The following is a 15,644-nucleotide window of genomic DNA, read 5'->3' on the forward strand; positions in this document are numbered from 1 at the left end:
CATGTCACACGCCATAGCCATCACTGAAGTCACGACAGAGTCTTCCTCGTCTGTGGAGGCAATCGTGCCTTCGGCACTGAGGTCAGATTTAGCGATCAGCCACCAGCTTTTTGAAGGTCGTGCCTTTGCGATTATTAAAGATCCTTTGTCTTTGAAATACTTTCGGTTACCAGCAGAGGACTATGCTCTAGCAGCCCTCTTTGATGGAGTGCGCAGTGTGAAGGAAATTCGTGAAGCCTTCCTTCAGGCTTATCCTCACGCTGGATTGGTAGATGGGAGTCCGGCCATAGCCGCCCGTATCGTGAGCTTTGCCAACGAATTGCTCGCCGCAGGTTTTTTGGAGGCGACGGCAGCGGGTGCGCGGAGGCAAATCGAACTGAAAAAGCTCCGTCATAAACCGCTGACGCCGTGGGGACTTTTTATGAAGGCTCTCTTCCTGAAGCTGCCTTTGTGGGATCCGGATGCCTTGTTGATCCGGCTGGAACGGCCGCTGCGATGGCTGTGGTCGTGGTCAGGTTTTGTCATAAGCCTCCTGATCTTGATGGCAGGCACGGTGGTTTTCGCGGTGAATTTTCCGCGCATTGCTCCCGCTCTGAATGATTTCCTGACTTTGCCAAATCTAGCGCTGGTGTGGGTGCTGACCATCGTGGTGAAAATCATTCACGAATTTGGTCATGGGCTGACCTGCAAGCACTATGGCGGGGAAGTGCATGAGATGGGTGCAATGGTCATCGTCTTCAGTCCCTTCCTGTATGCCGACGTGACGGATAGTTACCTGTTTCCCAAAAAGCGGCATCGCATCTTAGTGGCAGCAGCGGGTATTTACATTGAGTTGATCCTCGCAGCCATCGCCACCTTGCTATGGGCTGTTTCGCAGCCAGGGCCGACTCAGCAGTTATTGTTTAACTTGATGCTGATCACCAGTGTCTGGACGATTCTTTTCAATGCGAATCCGCTGATGAAATTCGATGGTTATTACATGCTGACGGATATTCTCGGGGTGCCGAATCTGCGTGTGAAAGCGCAGATGTGCGTAGGGGATCTTTTCCGGCGTTGGATCTTTGGTGGGTGCACGCCACCTCAGGTGGAGCGACTTTTGCCTCGGCGAAATCGTGTCTGGTTTGTTTTATACAGCCTCGCGGCGCAACTCTATCTGTTGCAGATTACCTTGGGGATCGCGATGATTTTTCACTATCTGCTCGATCCCTATGGACTCGGGTGGTTGGGCGATGCCATTGGTGCGGGGGCTGTGGTCTCGATGTTGATTGTTCCTGTGAGTGCGTTTTTTAAAGGTCATTTGGCGAAGTCAGCCGCTATCGTAGGCGGTTGGCGGCGGCCCGTGGGCATCATTCTGGGGGGCGTGCTCATCCTCATGATGTTGATGTTATTGCCCTGGCAAATCAAGGTGGAGCGACCTGCTGTTTTACGGCCCGTACAAGTCGGATGGGTGCGGGCAGAGGTGCCTGGGCGTATCTTGAGGGTGCACGTAAAGACTGGGCAGCGCGTGGAGAAGGATGCTGCGATGGCGGTGTTGGAGAATCTTCGACTGACAGGAGATGTGGAAACTGCAAGTCTGGCCGTGGAAAAAGCGAGACGACAGGTGGATCTGACCTTAGGCGCTGATGCACCAGCCTATCATCAGCAAGCTCAAGCGATGCTGGCGAGTGCTGAGGTGGAACTGCGGGAAGCTCGTCGCTTGGCGGAGAAATTGATCCTTCGTGCCCCCCTTTCGGGAGTGGTGTTGACGCCTGATTTAGAGCGACTCACTGCGGGGAGCTTGCGGCCGGGAGACGCCTTGTGTGAGGTCGCCCCTTTTAGCCCGGTGCAAATCTACATTCCCCTGAATGAACGACAGGCGCGGCACATAAGCCCCGGACAAAGAGTGGAGTTAAGAGTGAGTGCCCAGCCTAACCGAACCTATGTGGGGGAGGTGAAGGAAGACCTGAAAACGCCGCCTAATGCAGAGTTGCCACCGAATCTCATCGCCACTCTTGGCGGGGATGTCGCCGCACAGCCGGATGCAGAGGGACGGTTGAAACCTTTGGAGGTAACCTATGGCATTTTGGTTCAGCTAACCAATGAAGATGAAACTCTGCGGCCGGGAATGACAGGCACAGTGCGAATCCATGGAGATAAGGTCCAGGTCTGGCAAATACTGTGGATGAAGATGCTGGACTTTGTGAGTCTGGACTATCGTTTGTGACTCGCTGATGAATCTAAAGCTGCCGCAGGATTTCCTGCTGCCGTTGGTCTTCTTCCGTCAGAGCCTTCGTAGGTATGGCGGCATAAGCTCGCAGTGCGAGGGCAGGCTGGCCTTCTTGAATGTAGGCCTGAATCAGTCTTCGCTGACCTGAGATGTCTCCTGGGAATCGGTGCAAAAACTCCTGCCAAAGAATGGCCGTGGAGGCATTGTTCTGATGAGTGACAGCAGCCAGTGTCGCCGTGAAATGCAGCTCGCGATTGTGAGGCGAAAGACGCAGTTTTGTGGCCAGGACTTTTTTGGCGATGGCATCGGTTTGGGCCAGTTGAAGAAAGGTGAGTTGCATTTCTGGCCGTTCCAGAGCAAGCGCTAAGGCTTGTTCCGCCTGAGCTTTCAAGGCTGAAGTCGTGGCGAGTGCACACAAGCGGGGCAGGGCATGAGGAACCCGTGCCGCAGCCAGGCGGAGATAGGATTGAAAAGCGAAAGCGCCTGGCTGTTCGTCATCACAAATGGCGGCATGTGCCGAAAGCCAGCGTAAGTAGTCGGCATTCACCTGAGATTGAAAGGCGAGTTTGCTCGCCTCCACTACGTGCTCCGGGAAGCTCTGCAAATGACGCTCTAAAATGGGAAGGAAGCGTGACCCCTGATGAGCGCGCCTGGCTGCTAGAAAGGTCCGGTCCAGGGCTCGTTCGGGGTAGGGGGCTTTCCCAGTGAGGTGACTGAGTTGCAGGGATAAGGCCTCGGCAGTGAGATCTGCATCCAGCATCAGGCTCAGTTCCAGGTCACGGGCTTCTTCAAGTGCTGAATCCGGGCCATCCACGTTTCGTTGAATCCAAATTTGGAGTGCTTTTAATGCGGGCGCTGGATGGTTTCCTCGGCGGCAGGCTTGTGCCAGCGTTTGCAGGGTTTCCCAGTTCGCGGAGGGGAGTTCACAGGCACGTCCTAGAATGGTGGTGGCATCCGCGGAATCTCCCTGTGCGAGGGCTTTGCGTGCCAAGGCCTGAAGGGCTTCGAGTCGGGCTTCATCACGAAGGCGATCTCCAGAGGCTGCGATCATTAAATGGGCTTCCATGAGATTCATGGGGCGTGCGTGGCCTAACAAGGTCTGCAATAAGGCCTCTCCCCATTCAGGGCCTAGCTTTGAGATGGGGGCTTGTTGCACCGTGAGTTGGCGCACTTGAGAGATGGCGGGTAGATTGACCCAGTCTGAAAGCGCTTGGAGTTGATCCTCCGGCAGTCGCATCAGCCGCATCAGCGCCGGCATGGCGGTGTCTTTCGGGGCCTTGGCCAGATACGCAGCGATCTTTTCCTGACGTTCTTGAGACGTGGATTCTTCGGCAACGACGTTCTTGTTAGAGGGCGGTGCGAGCCGCAACACCCAGACCGCCACTAGAGCGGTGTAAAGAAGCAGGAGCAGTCCAGCAGAGCGGCGGGTGGCTTTCATACGAAAATATCAGGATTCGATTACCTCATGGCAGCCTGCTGGAGGGGGAGAACTTGGAGGCGAAGCGTCGTTTGTGCAGGGATCGTGACCTCGACTCGGCCATGAGCGTCAGCCGTGATGAACTGTGGCTGCTCGGTGGTGGAGATCTGGCAGATCGCCCCGGGCTGGATGCCCTCAAAGGCCAGTTCTACAGGGCGCAGATCTGACACCTGAAGCAAGGCGCGCTGATGCCCTGCTTCCAGGTAACGAACCTCACCACTGCTGCTGGCTAGCCTGAGGTAAACGGGGCTACCTCCAGCGGAAAGCACCAACTCGGTTCTGCGGCGTCCCAGAGTGTGGACGTAGAGATCCTCTCCACGGAGGGTATAACCAGCGATACCGACGCAGCGGCTAAGATCCGGCAGGCCCGCACTGGCGGGTAGTCGCAGGGTGCGGGCGTGTCCTGCATTGACGATGATCCAGTGCGCTGGGCCCTGCTGGAAGAGGCGAGTTTGCGCTGCATCACGCACCAGCTTAGCGTGGTCGGCTGCACTCATGGCGTGGAAGGGTTGGGCGGCGCACCAATCCAGGACACGTTCCACTTCCCATAGGCTGGCTTCACTTTGGGCATCCTGAAAATTGAGCGCGACATGGAGGGGGGCCATCCATCGATTGTCCCCCACGGTCGTGGCTCGTGCGATGAATGTATTGGCATTGAGCGGACCAGCTTGCCGAGGGCTGGGCGCTAACGTTTGGTGAGTTTCCTTTTGACCAGCCATCATGGGCGCAGGTGGGGATGTCCGGCCAGGCTGAGGACGGTCAAAAAAGAGCTGAAGATTTTCTACGCCCATACGCCGACTGAAAGCAACAGAAGCAGGGCTAGGATGGCTACCTTCGGGCCACAGCATAAGCTCCATGTGGCGACCCGCAGGAAGAATCTGACGGTGAAGGTAAGCTAGAGAACCTGCGATCTCGCGCTCCATGTCCTGGCAGGTGGTCCAGTCTTGAGGGCGGGTGCGACTGGCGGATGCAGCATGAACTTGAGGCAGCGAGAAAAGCGCACGGGCAGCGGCTTCGTATCGCAGGGCCTCGCGTGGGTCTAGACCAGGATTGGTGCTGCGAATGTCGCCTTCACAGATTGCTGCGGTGAAGGGCAGAGAGTACCGAGATAGGATGCGTGAGGTCATGGCCTCTCCAGCAATAGGCAGGCCTTTGAGACTGGTGAGTTGAGTGAAGCCTTCACTGCTGATGGTAGGCACCATGAGGCGGCGGCCATTCTGACTGGCCACATCCATGATGGGCGCGAGTGCCTTTTGGCCTAACCAGGCATTTAGAATTTTGAAAGGCTTTAGTTGTGGGCCGATGACGGTGGCTTGGGGGTCAAGCCACAGTCCTCCCCAGGTCGTCAGAAAGGCTTGATCAAAGATCTTTCCCGCCTTCACTGAACTGAGAATGCGTGCTCCGGATGGAGCCTGAAGATCACGAAAGCCCTGGGGGCGTGGACGTATGACTCCAGAGTCTTGCAGCCAGTCATTTTGGATAACGCGCAGAGTCGCTGGGATTTCTAGCGGGATGGATTGACCGCTGCCTTTGAAACCCAGATGTGATGCCCAGGCCGCAAAATCTTCCGCACTGCCCCATGGAATGCCTGTGATCAAAAGGGGCGTATGATTTTTTTTCAGTTGGCTCACCATCGCGAGGAGGGCGGGCTGGTGTGAGGGCAGAGGTTTAAGGCTAGCATCCAGGATGACTGCTGCCGCTTGAAGGACTTCACTTTCCCAGGCAAGTTCGGTGGCTGCTGGTGCTGCCATGTAGTGTGCCTGGTATCCGAGCCATTCCAGAGAGCCCTGCAAAACTTTAGCGGTAAAGGTTTCCTCCGCCGCTCCAGAATGAATGACTAATACGCGACGCATCACCTCATGAAGCGGCCCCAGGTGCAGGCCGTTGAGCTCCGGCGTGGTGAAGTAGGGGATGGCCCCGAGGGCACTCAAGTGCTGTGTGCGGGCGATGATTTCCTCGCGCGAGACATCCGGCGGCGCGTAATCCACGACGAGAGGGCGTACTCCCAGCCGCTTCACTTCGCGAATGCGTTGATCTCTTTCCTCCACTGTGCCCTGGGGACCGATAAAGAGGGCTCCTTCAAGAGCGCGGCGTGATTCAGCTATCAGGTCGAACCCCCCCTCGATGACGAGTTGTTTGTCGGGATAGACCTTGTCCAATTCGGCAATGACTTTGAGGCAGGCGGCCCGTACGGCATCTTGGCTGATGGTTTCCAGTCCGGTGAGGACAAAGCCATCGAAGCCTTTTTCGGCGGCGTTTTGGATGATTTCATAAACCACCAGAGGAATCCAATGCGGATGGGTGGCATCCAGCCGGACGTAGCCTGGGCGTGTGGATTCGAGAAGGGGAATGCCGACCGATTGGGCTGCGAGGGCCTCGGGTGAGCTTTGCCGGATTTCCAGGACGTTCACGCGAGCCAGCATTTGATTCCCCAAAGAATGCTGGGCCTCCAGATCCACCACAGCCGCGTTATCTACGATGCAGAGATTGAAGGCGCTGAGCATGACCGCATCAGGCGTGGTAGAGAGATCCACCATGAGGCGAGTTGGAGGCAAGGCCGTCAGAACAGCCGCTTGAAGCGCCGAAATGAGCAGGGCGATTCGAATGATGCGGCGGAGTGAGGTGGCCATGAGGATGTTTCAAAAATGAGAACATGCCCATGTTAGCGTCTCAAATTATAGAATCAATGGTCCTTGGGGGGCTTTACAAACTCCTTACTCCCCTCACATCTTCGTGATCTCCGCAGTGGCAGCCCGGGGGGGAATCTCGTAAAGTCCTGCCATGAAGCGTCAAAAGCCTGTAGCAGTTTCTGGCCCATTGCTCCTCGGTATCGAAGGGGGGGGAACGCGCACCAGTGTTCGCTTGGTGGATGGACAAGGCAGCATATTAGCACGTTTCCAAACTGGGCCAGCGGTGCTTTCGTTGCTGACGGATCGTGAATTGCAGTGGCACCTCAAGGACATTGCCGGGCGCTTACCCCACTGGCCGCAGGCGGTGGGCGTCGGCCTAGCCGGAGCACGCACGGCAGCAGACCAGGAGAGACTGCGGCGGGCGGTGGCGCGGGTGTGGCCTAACGTTCCCTGTGTGGCAACGAATGATCTGGAGACCGCCCTGGCGGCAGCTCCGGCTTTGAAGAAACCGATCCCGCGTGTGTTGGTGCTCAGCGGTACGGGCTCCTGCTGCTTTGGCCGGACTCCAGATGGGCGAACTGCGAAGGTGGGCGGGCGCGGGCATGTGATTGGCGACCGAGGCAGCGCCTGTGACATCGGCCTGCGGGCTCTGCGCACCGTGATGGCTGACCTGGATCATCGCGGTCGCCTGGGGGCGCTGGGGGCCGCGATGCTGAACGCGCTGATGTTCAATGAGCCTGACGAACTGATTCCCTGGTCAGTGCATGCGCCGAAGACAGAGATCGCCAATCTTGCCATCACCGTCTTTGCAGTGGCGGGTAAAGGGGATGCTCTCGCAAAGAAAATTTTGTCCGATTCCGCCGTGACTCTGGCAGCCGATGCCTGTGCCTGCGCCAACCAACTGGTGCCCATGGGAACGCCTGTGGAATTTATTTTCAATGGTGGGGTGTTGCTTAGCAATCCCGGTTTCATGCGGCAGGTGACACGGCAGATCCGCTCCTGCTGGCCGCAGGCCCAGGTGACACCGCTGAAGGTGCCCTCTGTGGCCGGGGCCGTGGAGCTGGCCCGCCAAGAGGCAGAGCGGATGAATGCAGGGAGTCAGGCGGGAGGCTCACGCACTGTGCCGCAGGAGAGTACCTTCGCATTGCCGGGATGCCTCGCTGATCTGGCCGTCCTCGCTCAGTCGCCTACGGAACAGCGAAATCCAAAGTCACTGAAATTGGATCACTTGTCGTTAGGTGCAGGCATTGAGCTCATGCTCAGTGAAGATGCGCAGATTCCTGCCGCCATTTTGGCAGAAAAGCGCTCCATAAGTCAGGTGGTAGCCCAGGTGGCCAAGGTCTTTGAAAAGGGGGGACGTCTCTTTTACGCGGGTGCAGGCACGAGCGGCCGCTTGGGCGTGCTGGATGCCAGTGAAATTCCTCCGACCTTTCGTGCTCCACGGGAGCAGGTGCAGGGCATCATCGCAGGTGGCAGGCAGGCTTTGTGGAGCGCGGTGGAGGGGGCTGAGGATGATTTGCTGGCTGGTGCCATGGCCATCCAGCACCGAGAGCTGGGGGCGGACGATGTTTTGATCGGCATTGCGTCCAGCGGTCGTACGCCTTTCGTCTGGGGTGCGATCCATGAGGCCAATCAGCGCGGAGCTTACACGGTGCTGCTGTCTTTCAATCCAGCGATGCGCGGGGCTGTGGGCAGACTGAAAGATAAAAGCTGGAAGCCGCAGGTGATGATCACCCCCAATGTTGGCCCGGAGGTCCTCACGGGCTCTACGAGATTGAAATCTGGAACAGCTACTAAACTGGTGTTGAACATCATCACCACGCTTGCCATGACCAAAGTGGGCAAGGTGATCAGCAATCTGATGGTGGATCTAAATCCGTCCAACGTGAAGCTGCGGGACCGTGCGGTGCGTATCCTTTCAGAACTTACAGGCTGTACCAAAGAGAGGGCACGAGAGGCGCTGAATGAGAGTGGCTGGCTGGTGAAGGATGCCTATGAAAAGCTGAAGTGAAGCGGCTTACCGCGCGGCCACATCCTCGTTTGAAGTGTAGTATTCAAAATAGCCGATCATCATTTCATCCTGGGTCTGCGGTCCCCAACGGATGTTTTTAGTCGGGTCAGGATTGGCGGGGTTGCCTTCGCTGTTGTCAAAGACTGCGGTGATTTTTACCTGACTACCACGCGGGAGAAATTTCGGTTGAGCATAGTCGTAACGGAGCTGCCAGTTGAAGTCGTAACGAGGGATATCCAGCAGCACTTCACTTTGGCCGCCGGGAGGTGTGACCTCAAATTTGAAGGCTTTCCCGCGCACGTGCATGTGGGCCATGTAGGCCATCACATTCATATCCATAGGCACGGTTTGCTCCTTTACCTCCAGATGGTCTGGAGCACCTGCGGGGATGTTTAAACGTGGGTGGGCCACGGCGGCGGTATGGACAATGTAACGAGGTTTCTCTTTGGCAAAGACGAGTCCCATACGGAGCTGATCCTCGGTCTTTTTGCCGTTAGGTGTGTAGTGAATTTGAAAGCTGACGATGGCACCTGCGGGTAGTTTTTTGGCAAAGCCTGTGGGCCAGATGTGGGCTGCATTGCCCGGCACATAAGCGGCCCAGTAGCCCTCAGTGCCCTCGCCTCGGTCTCTCACATTGCTGCCCTTCGGGTGAACTTGGACAATAACGTGATGCACGACGCCCCGGTCGGTCGGCATGATCTCATAACCCTGCACCCAACGGTCTTCTGCAAAGGCGGTGGTCGCTGTGACAAACTGGTAGGGCATGGTGCCCTCTGCTTTGATCGCGATAGGTTTGGGCAGTTGAATGATGGCGTCTGGGGTTCCGATGGCCCACTCCTTTGGGAAGCTGCGAGGCTGGGGGGCATCGGTTACTTGACCTAGAGGGCGGTCACTGGCTAGCCAAGTCAGCAGGTCTTTTTTATCCTGAGGTGAAAGGGAGCTGTCATTGATCCAGGGTGTGTGTGTGCCCTCAGGAGGCGAGGCGGCAAACCACGGTGGCATGGCCCCACGCTCCACTTGCTTGCGGATCATGGCGGCGTTTTCGATAACGTCTTCGTAGGTCTCCAGGCTGAAGGGGCCAATGCTGTCTTTGCGATGACACTCCACGCAGTTCGCCTGCAGAATGCGGGAGATTTGGTGGTGATAGGTGACGGCTGTCTGGGCGACAACGGTGGCTGGCTTGATGTCCAGAGCACAACCCGGGGCGGTGGTAGCGGCGATGGCGGGTGCCTGGTGGGCAAGCATGGCCGCGAGGGCATCACGTAGATACGTTTTGTTAGGCCGTTCTTTCGTGTAGCCCAGCCCGTATTGGTCATTGATGGCACCGCGATAGATCAGAGTACGAGCGGCATCGAGCAAGAAGACTTCGGTGGTGGTTGTGGCGGTCAAGGCGGAGGCGAGACGGCCATCCTGATCATGCACCACGGGAGATTTGAGCCCGTGAGTCGTGACGAAAGTCTGGATGTCATTCTGTGTTTCGACCGCCACTGGGCAGACGAGGAGCATGCCGACTTTCTGTTCCTGAGCGACTTTTTCCAAACGGGCGAGTTCGGGGCCCAGCTTGCCGCTGATGGGGCAGGTGGCCCCAAAGAAGGCGATGATGAGGCCTTGCTGGCCGTGGATGCGTTCACTTAGTTGATGGCTATGGCCTGTGCTGTCGTTGAGAGCCAGATCAGCAACAAGATGACCCACGCCGTGATCAGAAGCTTTCAGGACGATGGGAGCCTCTTTCAGTTCTGGATCTTTGTCGGCTGGAATGGCGGGAAGAGGGGATTCAGGCGTGGCCCCTTTGCGGCGCAGGCGGGCCATGGCTTCAGTCGCCTCCGCCAGGGTCACAGTGCCGTTGTTATCCTGATCCAGAAAACGCATCCAGCGCTTTTGCGGCATCTCATTTTCGGTCAATAGACCATCACCATTTTTGTCGAGGTTATCAAATTCAGCGATGCCCGTCTTGCCCACAGGCGGAGATTCGACCTTGCGTTGTTTCGCACGGTCAGCCAGTTGCACTGCCTTCTCGGCTTCTTCTAGAGTGAGAGATCCATCGCCATTCAGGTCCAGTTTGGGCAAGAAAGGCGCGGCCTGCATTTCTTCGCCCGCGATGAGGCCATCTTTGTTTTTGTCGAATCCGGCAAAGCGCTCGGCCACGCTAGCGGCCTGGGCTGCCAAGGGAGCGGTGAGGACAAAGGGCAGCAAAAGAATAAAACGTTTCATGCGGTTTTGACTGGGTGACGCAGTCGTCGGTCTTGTATGACAGCGTTGCAGAAACCTCAGTTCGAGCGGAAAGTTGCAGTGGAGATGGCTATCTCTCAGCCTCTTTTAAGCAGGCCGCTTCTGAGAATCTGGGCGCGCAGCCCCCCGTTGCCCTTCATCGCAGCTTCGGCTCCGGGGGCCAGGGCTTGGTCCATCCAGTAGCAGGGTTTACACTCTTCGGTGCCTTTAAAGCGCACGCCTTGGATCTCGAATTCCTCGCCGACAAGGTCATTGAGATTTACCCCTTTGGTGATGATGTTCCGGCGGAAAACGGAAGGGGAAACTCCCATGGCCTGGAATTCTTCACACAGGCGTTCATACACTTCGTGGGCAAAGAAGGTGACCTGGCCTTTGTATTTCTCCTTAAAATCGAAAAAGCGATCCCCCACCAGACCTTTCCCCGCCACGCATTCCACGGTTTCTACTTCCTGCGCAGGTGACTCCCCTGGAGGTTGGCCATGGTGGCCGAAGTAGTTGTGCTCAGGTGAAATGTAGATGTGGAGGATCTGCATGGGAAGACTCTCACCCAAACCTGGGGCTCCGCCAAGAACGGAATGAGTCTTTGCATCCTCCGTCTTTTCTTGGGAGTAGTGCGGCTATGAGTTCAGAGAGAATCATCCGGATCGGGATCGTAGGCGCAGGTGGCATTGTGAAACAGCGTCATCTACCGGGCTTGCGTGCGCTTCCGAATGTGCGCATTACCGCGGTGGCCAATTCATCGTTGGCCAGCGCGGAAGCTTTTTGCCAGGAGTTCGCGCCTGAGGCTAAGGCCCATGCACGCTGGGAAGATGTGGTGGACAATGAGGACGTGGATGTGGTGTGGATCGGCGCGCACCCCGTGATGCACCACGATGCGACGGACTTTGGCCTGCAATGTGGCAAGCATGTCTTCACTCAGGCGCGCATGGCGGCGACTTTGCAGGAGGCCGAACACATGTGGGAGCGCGCGCAGAGCTGTCCAGATCTAGTGACGGCCATCTGCCCCGCTCCTCAAGGCATGAAGGCTGGGGAGATGGTGAAAAAGCTGCTGGTGGAAGGCGCGATCGGGAAACCTCATCAAGCGCTTTTGCACAGCTTCAATGGGGCTTGGTTGGATGCTAACCAGCCTGCGCACTGGAGGCAAAAAGTGGATGTCAGCGGGATTCAAATTCTCACCTTGGGTATTTACACAGAGGTATTGCAACGTTGGTTAGGTCACATTGTGGAGGTTGAGGCGCGGGGGAATGTGGTCATCCCAGAGCGCCAGGGTTTCACGGTAGAAACGCCAGATTTTGTGCACGTCATGGCCAAATTCCGCAGTGGTCTAGAGGCTACGATGCTGTTTAGCGGTGTCGCGGCGCATGCGCCTACGGACAAGCTTTGGCTCTTTGGTAGCGAAGGCACGCTGAGTTATGACTTTGTCACGGATGAAGTCTGCATCGGCAAACCTGGCGGCAGCCTGGAGGTGGTGCCTGTGCCTTACGAAATGCAGCGCGAATGGACCGTGGAGAGTGACTTCATCCAGGCCGTCATGAACCCCGCAGCTCCGCGGCCAAAGCCGGACTTTACCGAAGGAGTGTGCTACATGCGTGTGGTGGAGGCCGTGTGGGAGGCCATGGAAAAAAGGTCAGCGGTGAAGTGCGCATAATTATTGCCCTGCCACCCACTGCACAGCCTTGAGGACGAAGGTCTCCATCCCCGCCTGCTGCTCTGGATGTGGGCTGCTGCAAAGCAGGCGGCCTTTCCCATAAGTGCCTGCAACCATCGCGGGGGAGTTCACTTGGGCTCCTGGGGGGGATCCATTTTCCGCTAGCTCACTGCGGAAATACGCCAGGGGTTCGAAGTCTGGGATGGTGTCATCTCCTGCGGGATTGAAGACGGGGCCATTGGCATAACGAATGTCCAGCAGCCCTTCCGGCATGCCTAGAATTTCACGACCTTTTGAGGTGAATTCGATCTTCACATCACCGACACCGCGCGCCCATTTCGAGGACTTGGTCTTGGCATCCAGGATCTTCAATCCCCAGGAAAAACCATCGCAGGCTAGATAATTGCCCGCGCAGATGCCCACGTAACCACCCCCAGCCTCAATGAAACGGCGCACCTGCTCACGGCCTACAAGACCGAGTGTGCCCGCCTGTTTGCCACCGCTACCACCGGTGAAGATCACGACATCGAAATCTTTGAGCCCACCTGACCGAATGAGCTGCGGTTTAACGGTCGTGACCTTGACTCCTGAGGCTTGGCTGAGGAGTTCTGTGCAACGCGGCACTCCTTTGCCAAAGCTGCCGTAGTCATCAAACAGAGCCACTCTCACAGGGCCCTCACCGCGCTTGATGGGGGCCAGCGGGGCGAGGTCATGCCAAGTGATCGCAATGGCCTGGAGCTCCTGGGTCTTGGGGCGTTTGCCCACTAGCCGCCATTGTGGCTCTGCGCCTGAAGCACCTGGGATAAATCGTGCTTCCGTCAACGAAAACTCCGCCACTAGATGCAGGGCGTTGATATTAATTCGGGTCGTGGTGGGATCAAACTCTGCCGGATCGGACGTATGGTAGAGGCCAGTGCTGGCTTTGCCTGAGATGGGATGCAATAGGTAATAATGCCCTGGGCTGACTTCGATGACGGATTTCCCATTGATGCCGCTGGTGACATTGAAGGAAGCCCATTTTCCCACCAGTTTTGGATACTGGACTCCTGGGGCTAAATTCTCACCTGCGGTTAGCGAAAGGGAAAAGGAAAGGGCCGTGAGGAGAAGCAGGAGTTTCATAACAGCGAGGGCATCTACAAACCGTGCGGGTGACGATTGATAAATCCGGTGGTGCCACGTGCCGAGGAGCGCCAGCGCGGACCTTCGCCTGTTTGCGTGCCCGAGGTGTCAAACCGCAGGCCGCAGACGGACATGAAGACATGGTTACCAGGTTTCACAAAGATGGAGACGTAGCGCCCGGGACCAGACTTTCCATAACCTGCAAAGCCTCGTGAATTAAGCGGCTGCACCAGCAGTCCGGCACGATAGAGGATGTGGGAGATGGAGCCGGAGCAGTCGAATCCATTGTCAAACAGTTGCTTGTGGCCGCCTCCCCACTTGTAAGGTTTGTCCACCAGTTGATTAGCGTAATGAACGAGGTGATGAAGAACGGGCGGGTGGTAGGCCGTGGCCCGTGCATACCTTCCATCAAAATGCAGCAGGGGGATCTGCGAGTAATAATAAACGCCGGCGCCACCCCCCGCGAAGGCGAGTGCACCGAGGCCACTCATTTTGAGCCAATCGCGCCGACCCAGATTTTTCAAGGTCGCGGCTTCAGGCGTGTCTTCCAGGATGTCGGGGATGAAGTCCTGTGATGGATTCATGGGAGGAGGAATGGGTGAAAATTACTTTCGGCGCAGCCGATAGAGTGGAGAGGGGAGCTGCTCGCTGGTGAACCAAATCGTGGAACTGTCATCTCCATAACAGACACCTTCCATCTGGCGGGTGAGGGGAGGTGCGATGATGGATGCCGGGGATTGGAGGGCCTGAATGAGGGGCTGCCCAGGGGTGAGTTTCCACTCATGCAGATAGCTGTAAGTGGCGACCAGAAGACGTCTGCCATCGGGTGAGATCGTCGCGGCTGTGGTCATGCAGGCCATGCCCGGGCGTTTGCCCTCACGGGCTTTGGCGGGGAAGGTGAGCGTGGTGATTTTCTCCAATTTGAGGGCGGTGTCAGGTCGGCGTTTACCTGTGACCTCATAAAGAGTGCTTACGCCATTTTCTTCCTTGGTTAGGATCCACATCTGTTGGGTCTGTGGATGGACGATGAGACATTCCGCATTCTGACGGCCATCGGGGTAAGCCAGATGCCAGATCTCAGGTTCAGCACTTTGGATTTCTTTGCTCGTGTCCTCCGGCAGATCGGGTTCAGGGATGCGATAGATTTGGAGGCTGGCCCGGACTTTTAAATTGTCTCCAATATCGGCGATTAATAAACATGGTCGGCCCTTCTCATCCGTGCCTGAGGCGAGGTCTTCCCAGTCGAAGTTTACGGCTTTGGGGAGGCGTACTTTGGCCCGTGTTTGGCCTTTTTCATCGATGGCAAAGACACACGGCTCACCACCCGAGTCATTCAGTGTCCAGAAGACGCATGGATGCCGAACGCTGCGAGTGAGGCCACTGCTTTCATGGATGCGTTTGTCCGCGAGGATGATCGGCTTATCTGCCTGGAATAGAAGAGCCTTCTGGCCCAGGCAGGGGCCTGCCAAAAGGCAACACAAGATGGCCAGAGATGGTTTATTCATCGGCTGGATTTGGAATCAGCCAAGAGTACGTGCTGGGCCTGGGACAAGGCGATTGTAATGCAAATTTACCCGTCGCAAATACCACTGCCAGGTGGGGCCTGGGCGCCCACGATCTAACAGAAAGTGCGGGCAATTTTTGTGTGGGTCTTTAATGCTGGGGCTGATGCGTGGCCAGTGGTAGTGGGGTACGACATGGTTCAGCGGAATGCCATACACATACATGAGGTAGGCCGTGAGGCGGGCGGTTTTATCAATGGTCAGCGCGATGTCGTTGCCGCGATGTTCACACATCTCGATCCCAATGCTGTAATTATTCCCCGGTCCGTCGAAGTCAGCGTGCTCTCCCTGCTCACGGCAAGGCAGGTGCTGGATGGCAACATTCGACTGGGTGGTGAAGTGCCAGGTGAGAAAGCCGATACGATTTCCACCTGGGCGCTTGGTGGCCCGCAGCGCCCCACGTTTCAGGGCTAGGGCATGATTGTAGGCATCGCCACTGTAGTTTTGGGTGCTGTGGATGGTGATGTATTTGGGGGTCATGGGCCGATATTTATATCGGCCTACTTTGCCTGCGGGGATCAGGTCGGGCCGCAGGCCGACTTCGCGGAGCAATTGCTCTGGAGTGACTCGGCCCAACGAATTGTCATTGTAGCGGGCTTCCCACATGGCGATTTTTGAGCGGCCTGCGGGCGAGCCACAAGCCACGAAAACAACTAGGGCCACCAAAGCGAGGGGGAGAGCTAAAAGAGCACTGCCTTTATTCATGGCAGCAGTATGCGGGATGAGACAGACTTTGCCAGTCTGGAGTCTGCGGACTGACAT

General features: G+C 56.9%; 11 protein-coding genes. 3 read left to right on the top strand and 8 right to left on the bottom strand.

Translation table 11 applies throughout. The features are described from left to right. Window position 1: 1 nt before the first annotated feature. Window positions 2-2,203 (top strand): efflux RND transporter periplasmic adaptor subunit, encoded by a 2,202-nt coding sequence (locus HNQ64_RS05405; RefSeq protein ID WP_184206234.1) that lies wholly within the window; start codon window positions 2-4, stop codon window positions 2,201-2,203. 13 nt (window positions 2,204-2,216) lie between these two features. On the opposite strand, the gene HNQ64_RS05410 is transcribed toward HNQ64_RS05405, so the two are convergent. Together HNQ64_RS05410 and HNQ64_RS05415 are read right to left on the bottom strand one after the other, a co-directional pair. After that, entirely contained in the window at window positions 2,217-3,644 is a 1,428-nt protein-coding gene (locus HNQ64_RS05410; RefSeq protein ID WP_184206236.1) for a hypothetical protein, read from the bottom strand. Window positions 3,645-3,664: 20 nt separating this feature from the next. Next, complete coding sequence (locus tag HNQ64_RS05415) at window positions 3,665-6,313, bottom strand: hypothetical protein (RefSeq protein ID WP_184206238.1); 2,649 nt, start codon at window positions 6,311-6,313, stop codon at window positions 3,665-3,667. Between the two features lie 151 nt (window positions 6,314-6,464). Here HNQ64_RS05415 and HNQ64_RS05420 point away from each other — a divergent pair, with 151 nt between their 5' ends. Beyond that, complete coding sequence (locus HNQ64_RS05420) at window positions 6,465-8,324, top strand: N-acetylmuramic acid 6-phosphate etherase (protein WP_184206240.1); 1,860 nt, start codon at window positions 6,465-6,467, stop codon at window positions 8,322-8,324. 6 nt (window positions 8,325-8,330) lie between these two features. On the opposite strand, the gene HNQ64_RS05425 is transcribed toward HNQ64_RS05420, so the two are convergent. Continuing rightward, a complete protein-coding gene (locus tag HNQ64_RS05425; RefSeq protein ID WP_184206242.1) occupies window positions 8,331-10,535 on the bottom strand; it encodes a redoxin domain-containing protein in 2,205 nt (734 codons plus the stop codon). Window positions 10,536-10,630: 95 nt separating this feature from the next. Further along, the gene (locus tag HNQ64_RS05430) at window positions 10,631-11,086 is read right to left on the bottom strand and encodes an MOSC domain-containing protein (RefSeq protein WP_184206244.1); all 456 of its coding nucleotides are present in this window, start codon (window positions 11,084-11,086) and stop codon (window positions 10,631-10,633) included. Window positions 11,087-11,172: 86 nt separating this feature from the next. Between HNQ64_RS05430 and HNQ64_RS05435 the strand changes: the two genes are divergently transcribed. Beyond that, window positions 11,173-12,201 (top strand): Gfo/Idh/MocA family protein, encoded by a 1,029-nt coding sequence (locus HNQ64_RS05435; protein ID WP_184206246.1) that lies wholly within the window; start codon window positions 11,173-11,175, stop codon window positions 12,199-12,201. Here HNQ64_RS05435 and HNQ64_RS05440 read toward each other — a convergent pair whose 3' ends face one another. From HNQ64_RS05440 to HNQ64_RS05455, 4 genes are read right to left on the bottom strand one after another with little or no spacing between them, the layout of a single operon-like run. After that, window positions 12,202-13,320 carry a BPL-N domain-containing protein gene (locus tag HNQ64_RS05440; protein WP_184206248.1) on the bottom strand — a complete coding sequence of 373 codons (1,119 nt, stop codon included), beginning with the start codon at window positions 13,318-13,320 and terminating at the stop codon, window positions 12,202-12,204. Between the two features lie 14 nt (window positions 13,321-13,334). Continuing rightward, window positions 13,335-13,904 carry a C40 family peptidase gene (locus HNQ64_RS05445; protein ID WP_184206250.1) on the bottom strand — a complete coding sequence of 190 codons (570 nt, stop codon included), beginning with the start codon at window positions 13,902-13,904 and terminating at the stop codon, window positions 13,335-13,337. A 21-nt stretch (window positions 13,905-13,925) separates the two neighbouring features. Further along, entirely contained in the window at window positions 13,926-14,825 is a 900-nt protein-coding gene (locus HNQ64_RS05450) for a hypothetical protein (protein WP_184206252.1), read from the bottom strand. A gap of 15 nt (window positions 14,826-14,840) precedes the next feature. Beyond that, complete coding sequence (locus HNQ64_RS05455; RefSeq protein WP_246430957.1) at window positions 14,841-15,644, bottom strand: peptidoglycan recognition protein family protein; 804 nt, start codon at window positions 15,642-15,644, stop codon at window positions 14,841-14,843.

This window comes from Prosthecobacter dejongeii (assembly GCF_014203045.1).
Lineage (GTDB): Bacteria > Verrucomicrobiota > Verrucomicrobiia > Verrucomicrobiales > Verrucomicrobiaceae > Prosthecobacter > Prosthecobacter dejongeii.

Excerpts from the sequence above, each read along its gene's own strand:
- HNQ64_RS05425 (WP_184206242.1), bottom strand. The coding sequence starts at position 10,535 with ATGAAACGTTTTATTCTTTTGCTGCCCTTTGTCCTCACCGCTCCCTTG.
- HNQ64_RS05410 (WP_184206236.1), bottom strand. The coding sequence starts at position 3,644 with ATGAAAGCCACCCGCCGCTCTGCTGGACTGCTCCTGCTTCTTTACACC.
- HNQ64_RS05420 (WP_184206240.1), top strand. The coding sequence starts at position 6,465 with ATGAAGCGTCAAAAGCCTGTAGCAGTTTCTGGCCCATTGCTCCTCGGT.
- HNQ64_RS05440 (WP_184206248.1), bottom strand. The coding sequence starts at position 13,320 with ATGAAACTCCTGCTTCTCCTCACGGCCCTTTCCTTTTCCCTTTCGCTA.
- HNQ64_RS05450 (WP_184206252.1), bottom strand. The coding sequence starts at position 14,825 with ATGAATAAACCATCTCTGGCCATCTTGTGTTGCCTTTTGGCAGGCCCC.
- HNQ64_RS05445 (WP_184206250.1), bottom strand. The coding sequence starts at position 13,904 with ATGAATCCATCACAGGACTTCATCCCCGACATCCTGGAAGACACGCCT.
- HNQ64_RS05415 (WP_184206238.1), bottom strand. The coding sequence starts at position 6,313 with ATGGCCACCTCACTCCGCCGCATCATTCGAATCGCCCTGCTCATTTCG.
- HNQ64_RS05405 (WP_184206234.1), top strand. The coding sequence starts at position 2 with ATGTCACACGCCATAGCCATCACTGAAGTCACGACAGAGTCTTCCTCG.
- HNQ64_RS05435 (WP_184206246.1), top strand. The coding sequence starts at position 11,173 with ATGAGTTCAGAGAGAATCATCCGGATCGGGATCGTAGGCGCAGGTGGC.
- HNQ64_RS05430 (WP_184206244.1), bottom strand. The coding sequence starts at position 11,086 with ATGCAGATCCTCCACATCTACATTTCACCTGAGCACAACTACTTCGGC.
- HNQ64_RS05455 (WP_246430957.1), bottom strand. The coding sequence starts at position 15,644 with ATGTCAGTCCGCAGACTCCAGACTGGCAAAGTCTGTCTCATCCCGCAT.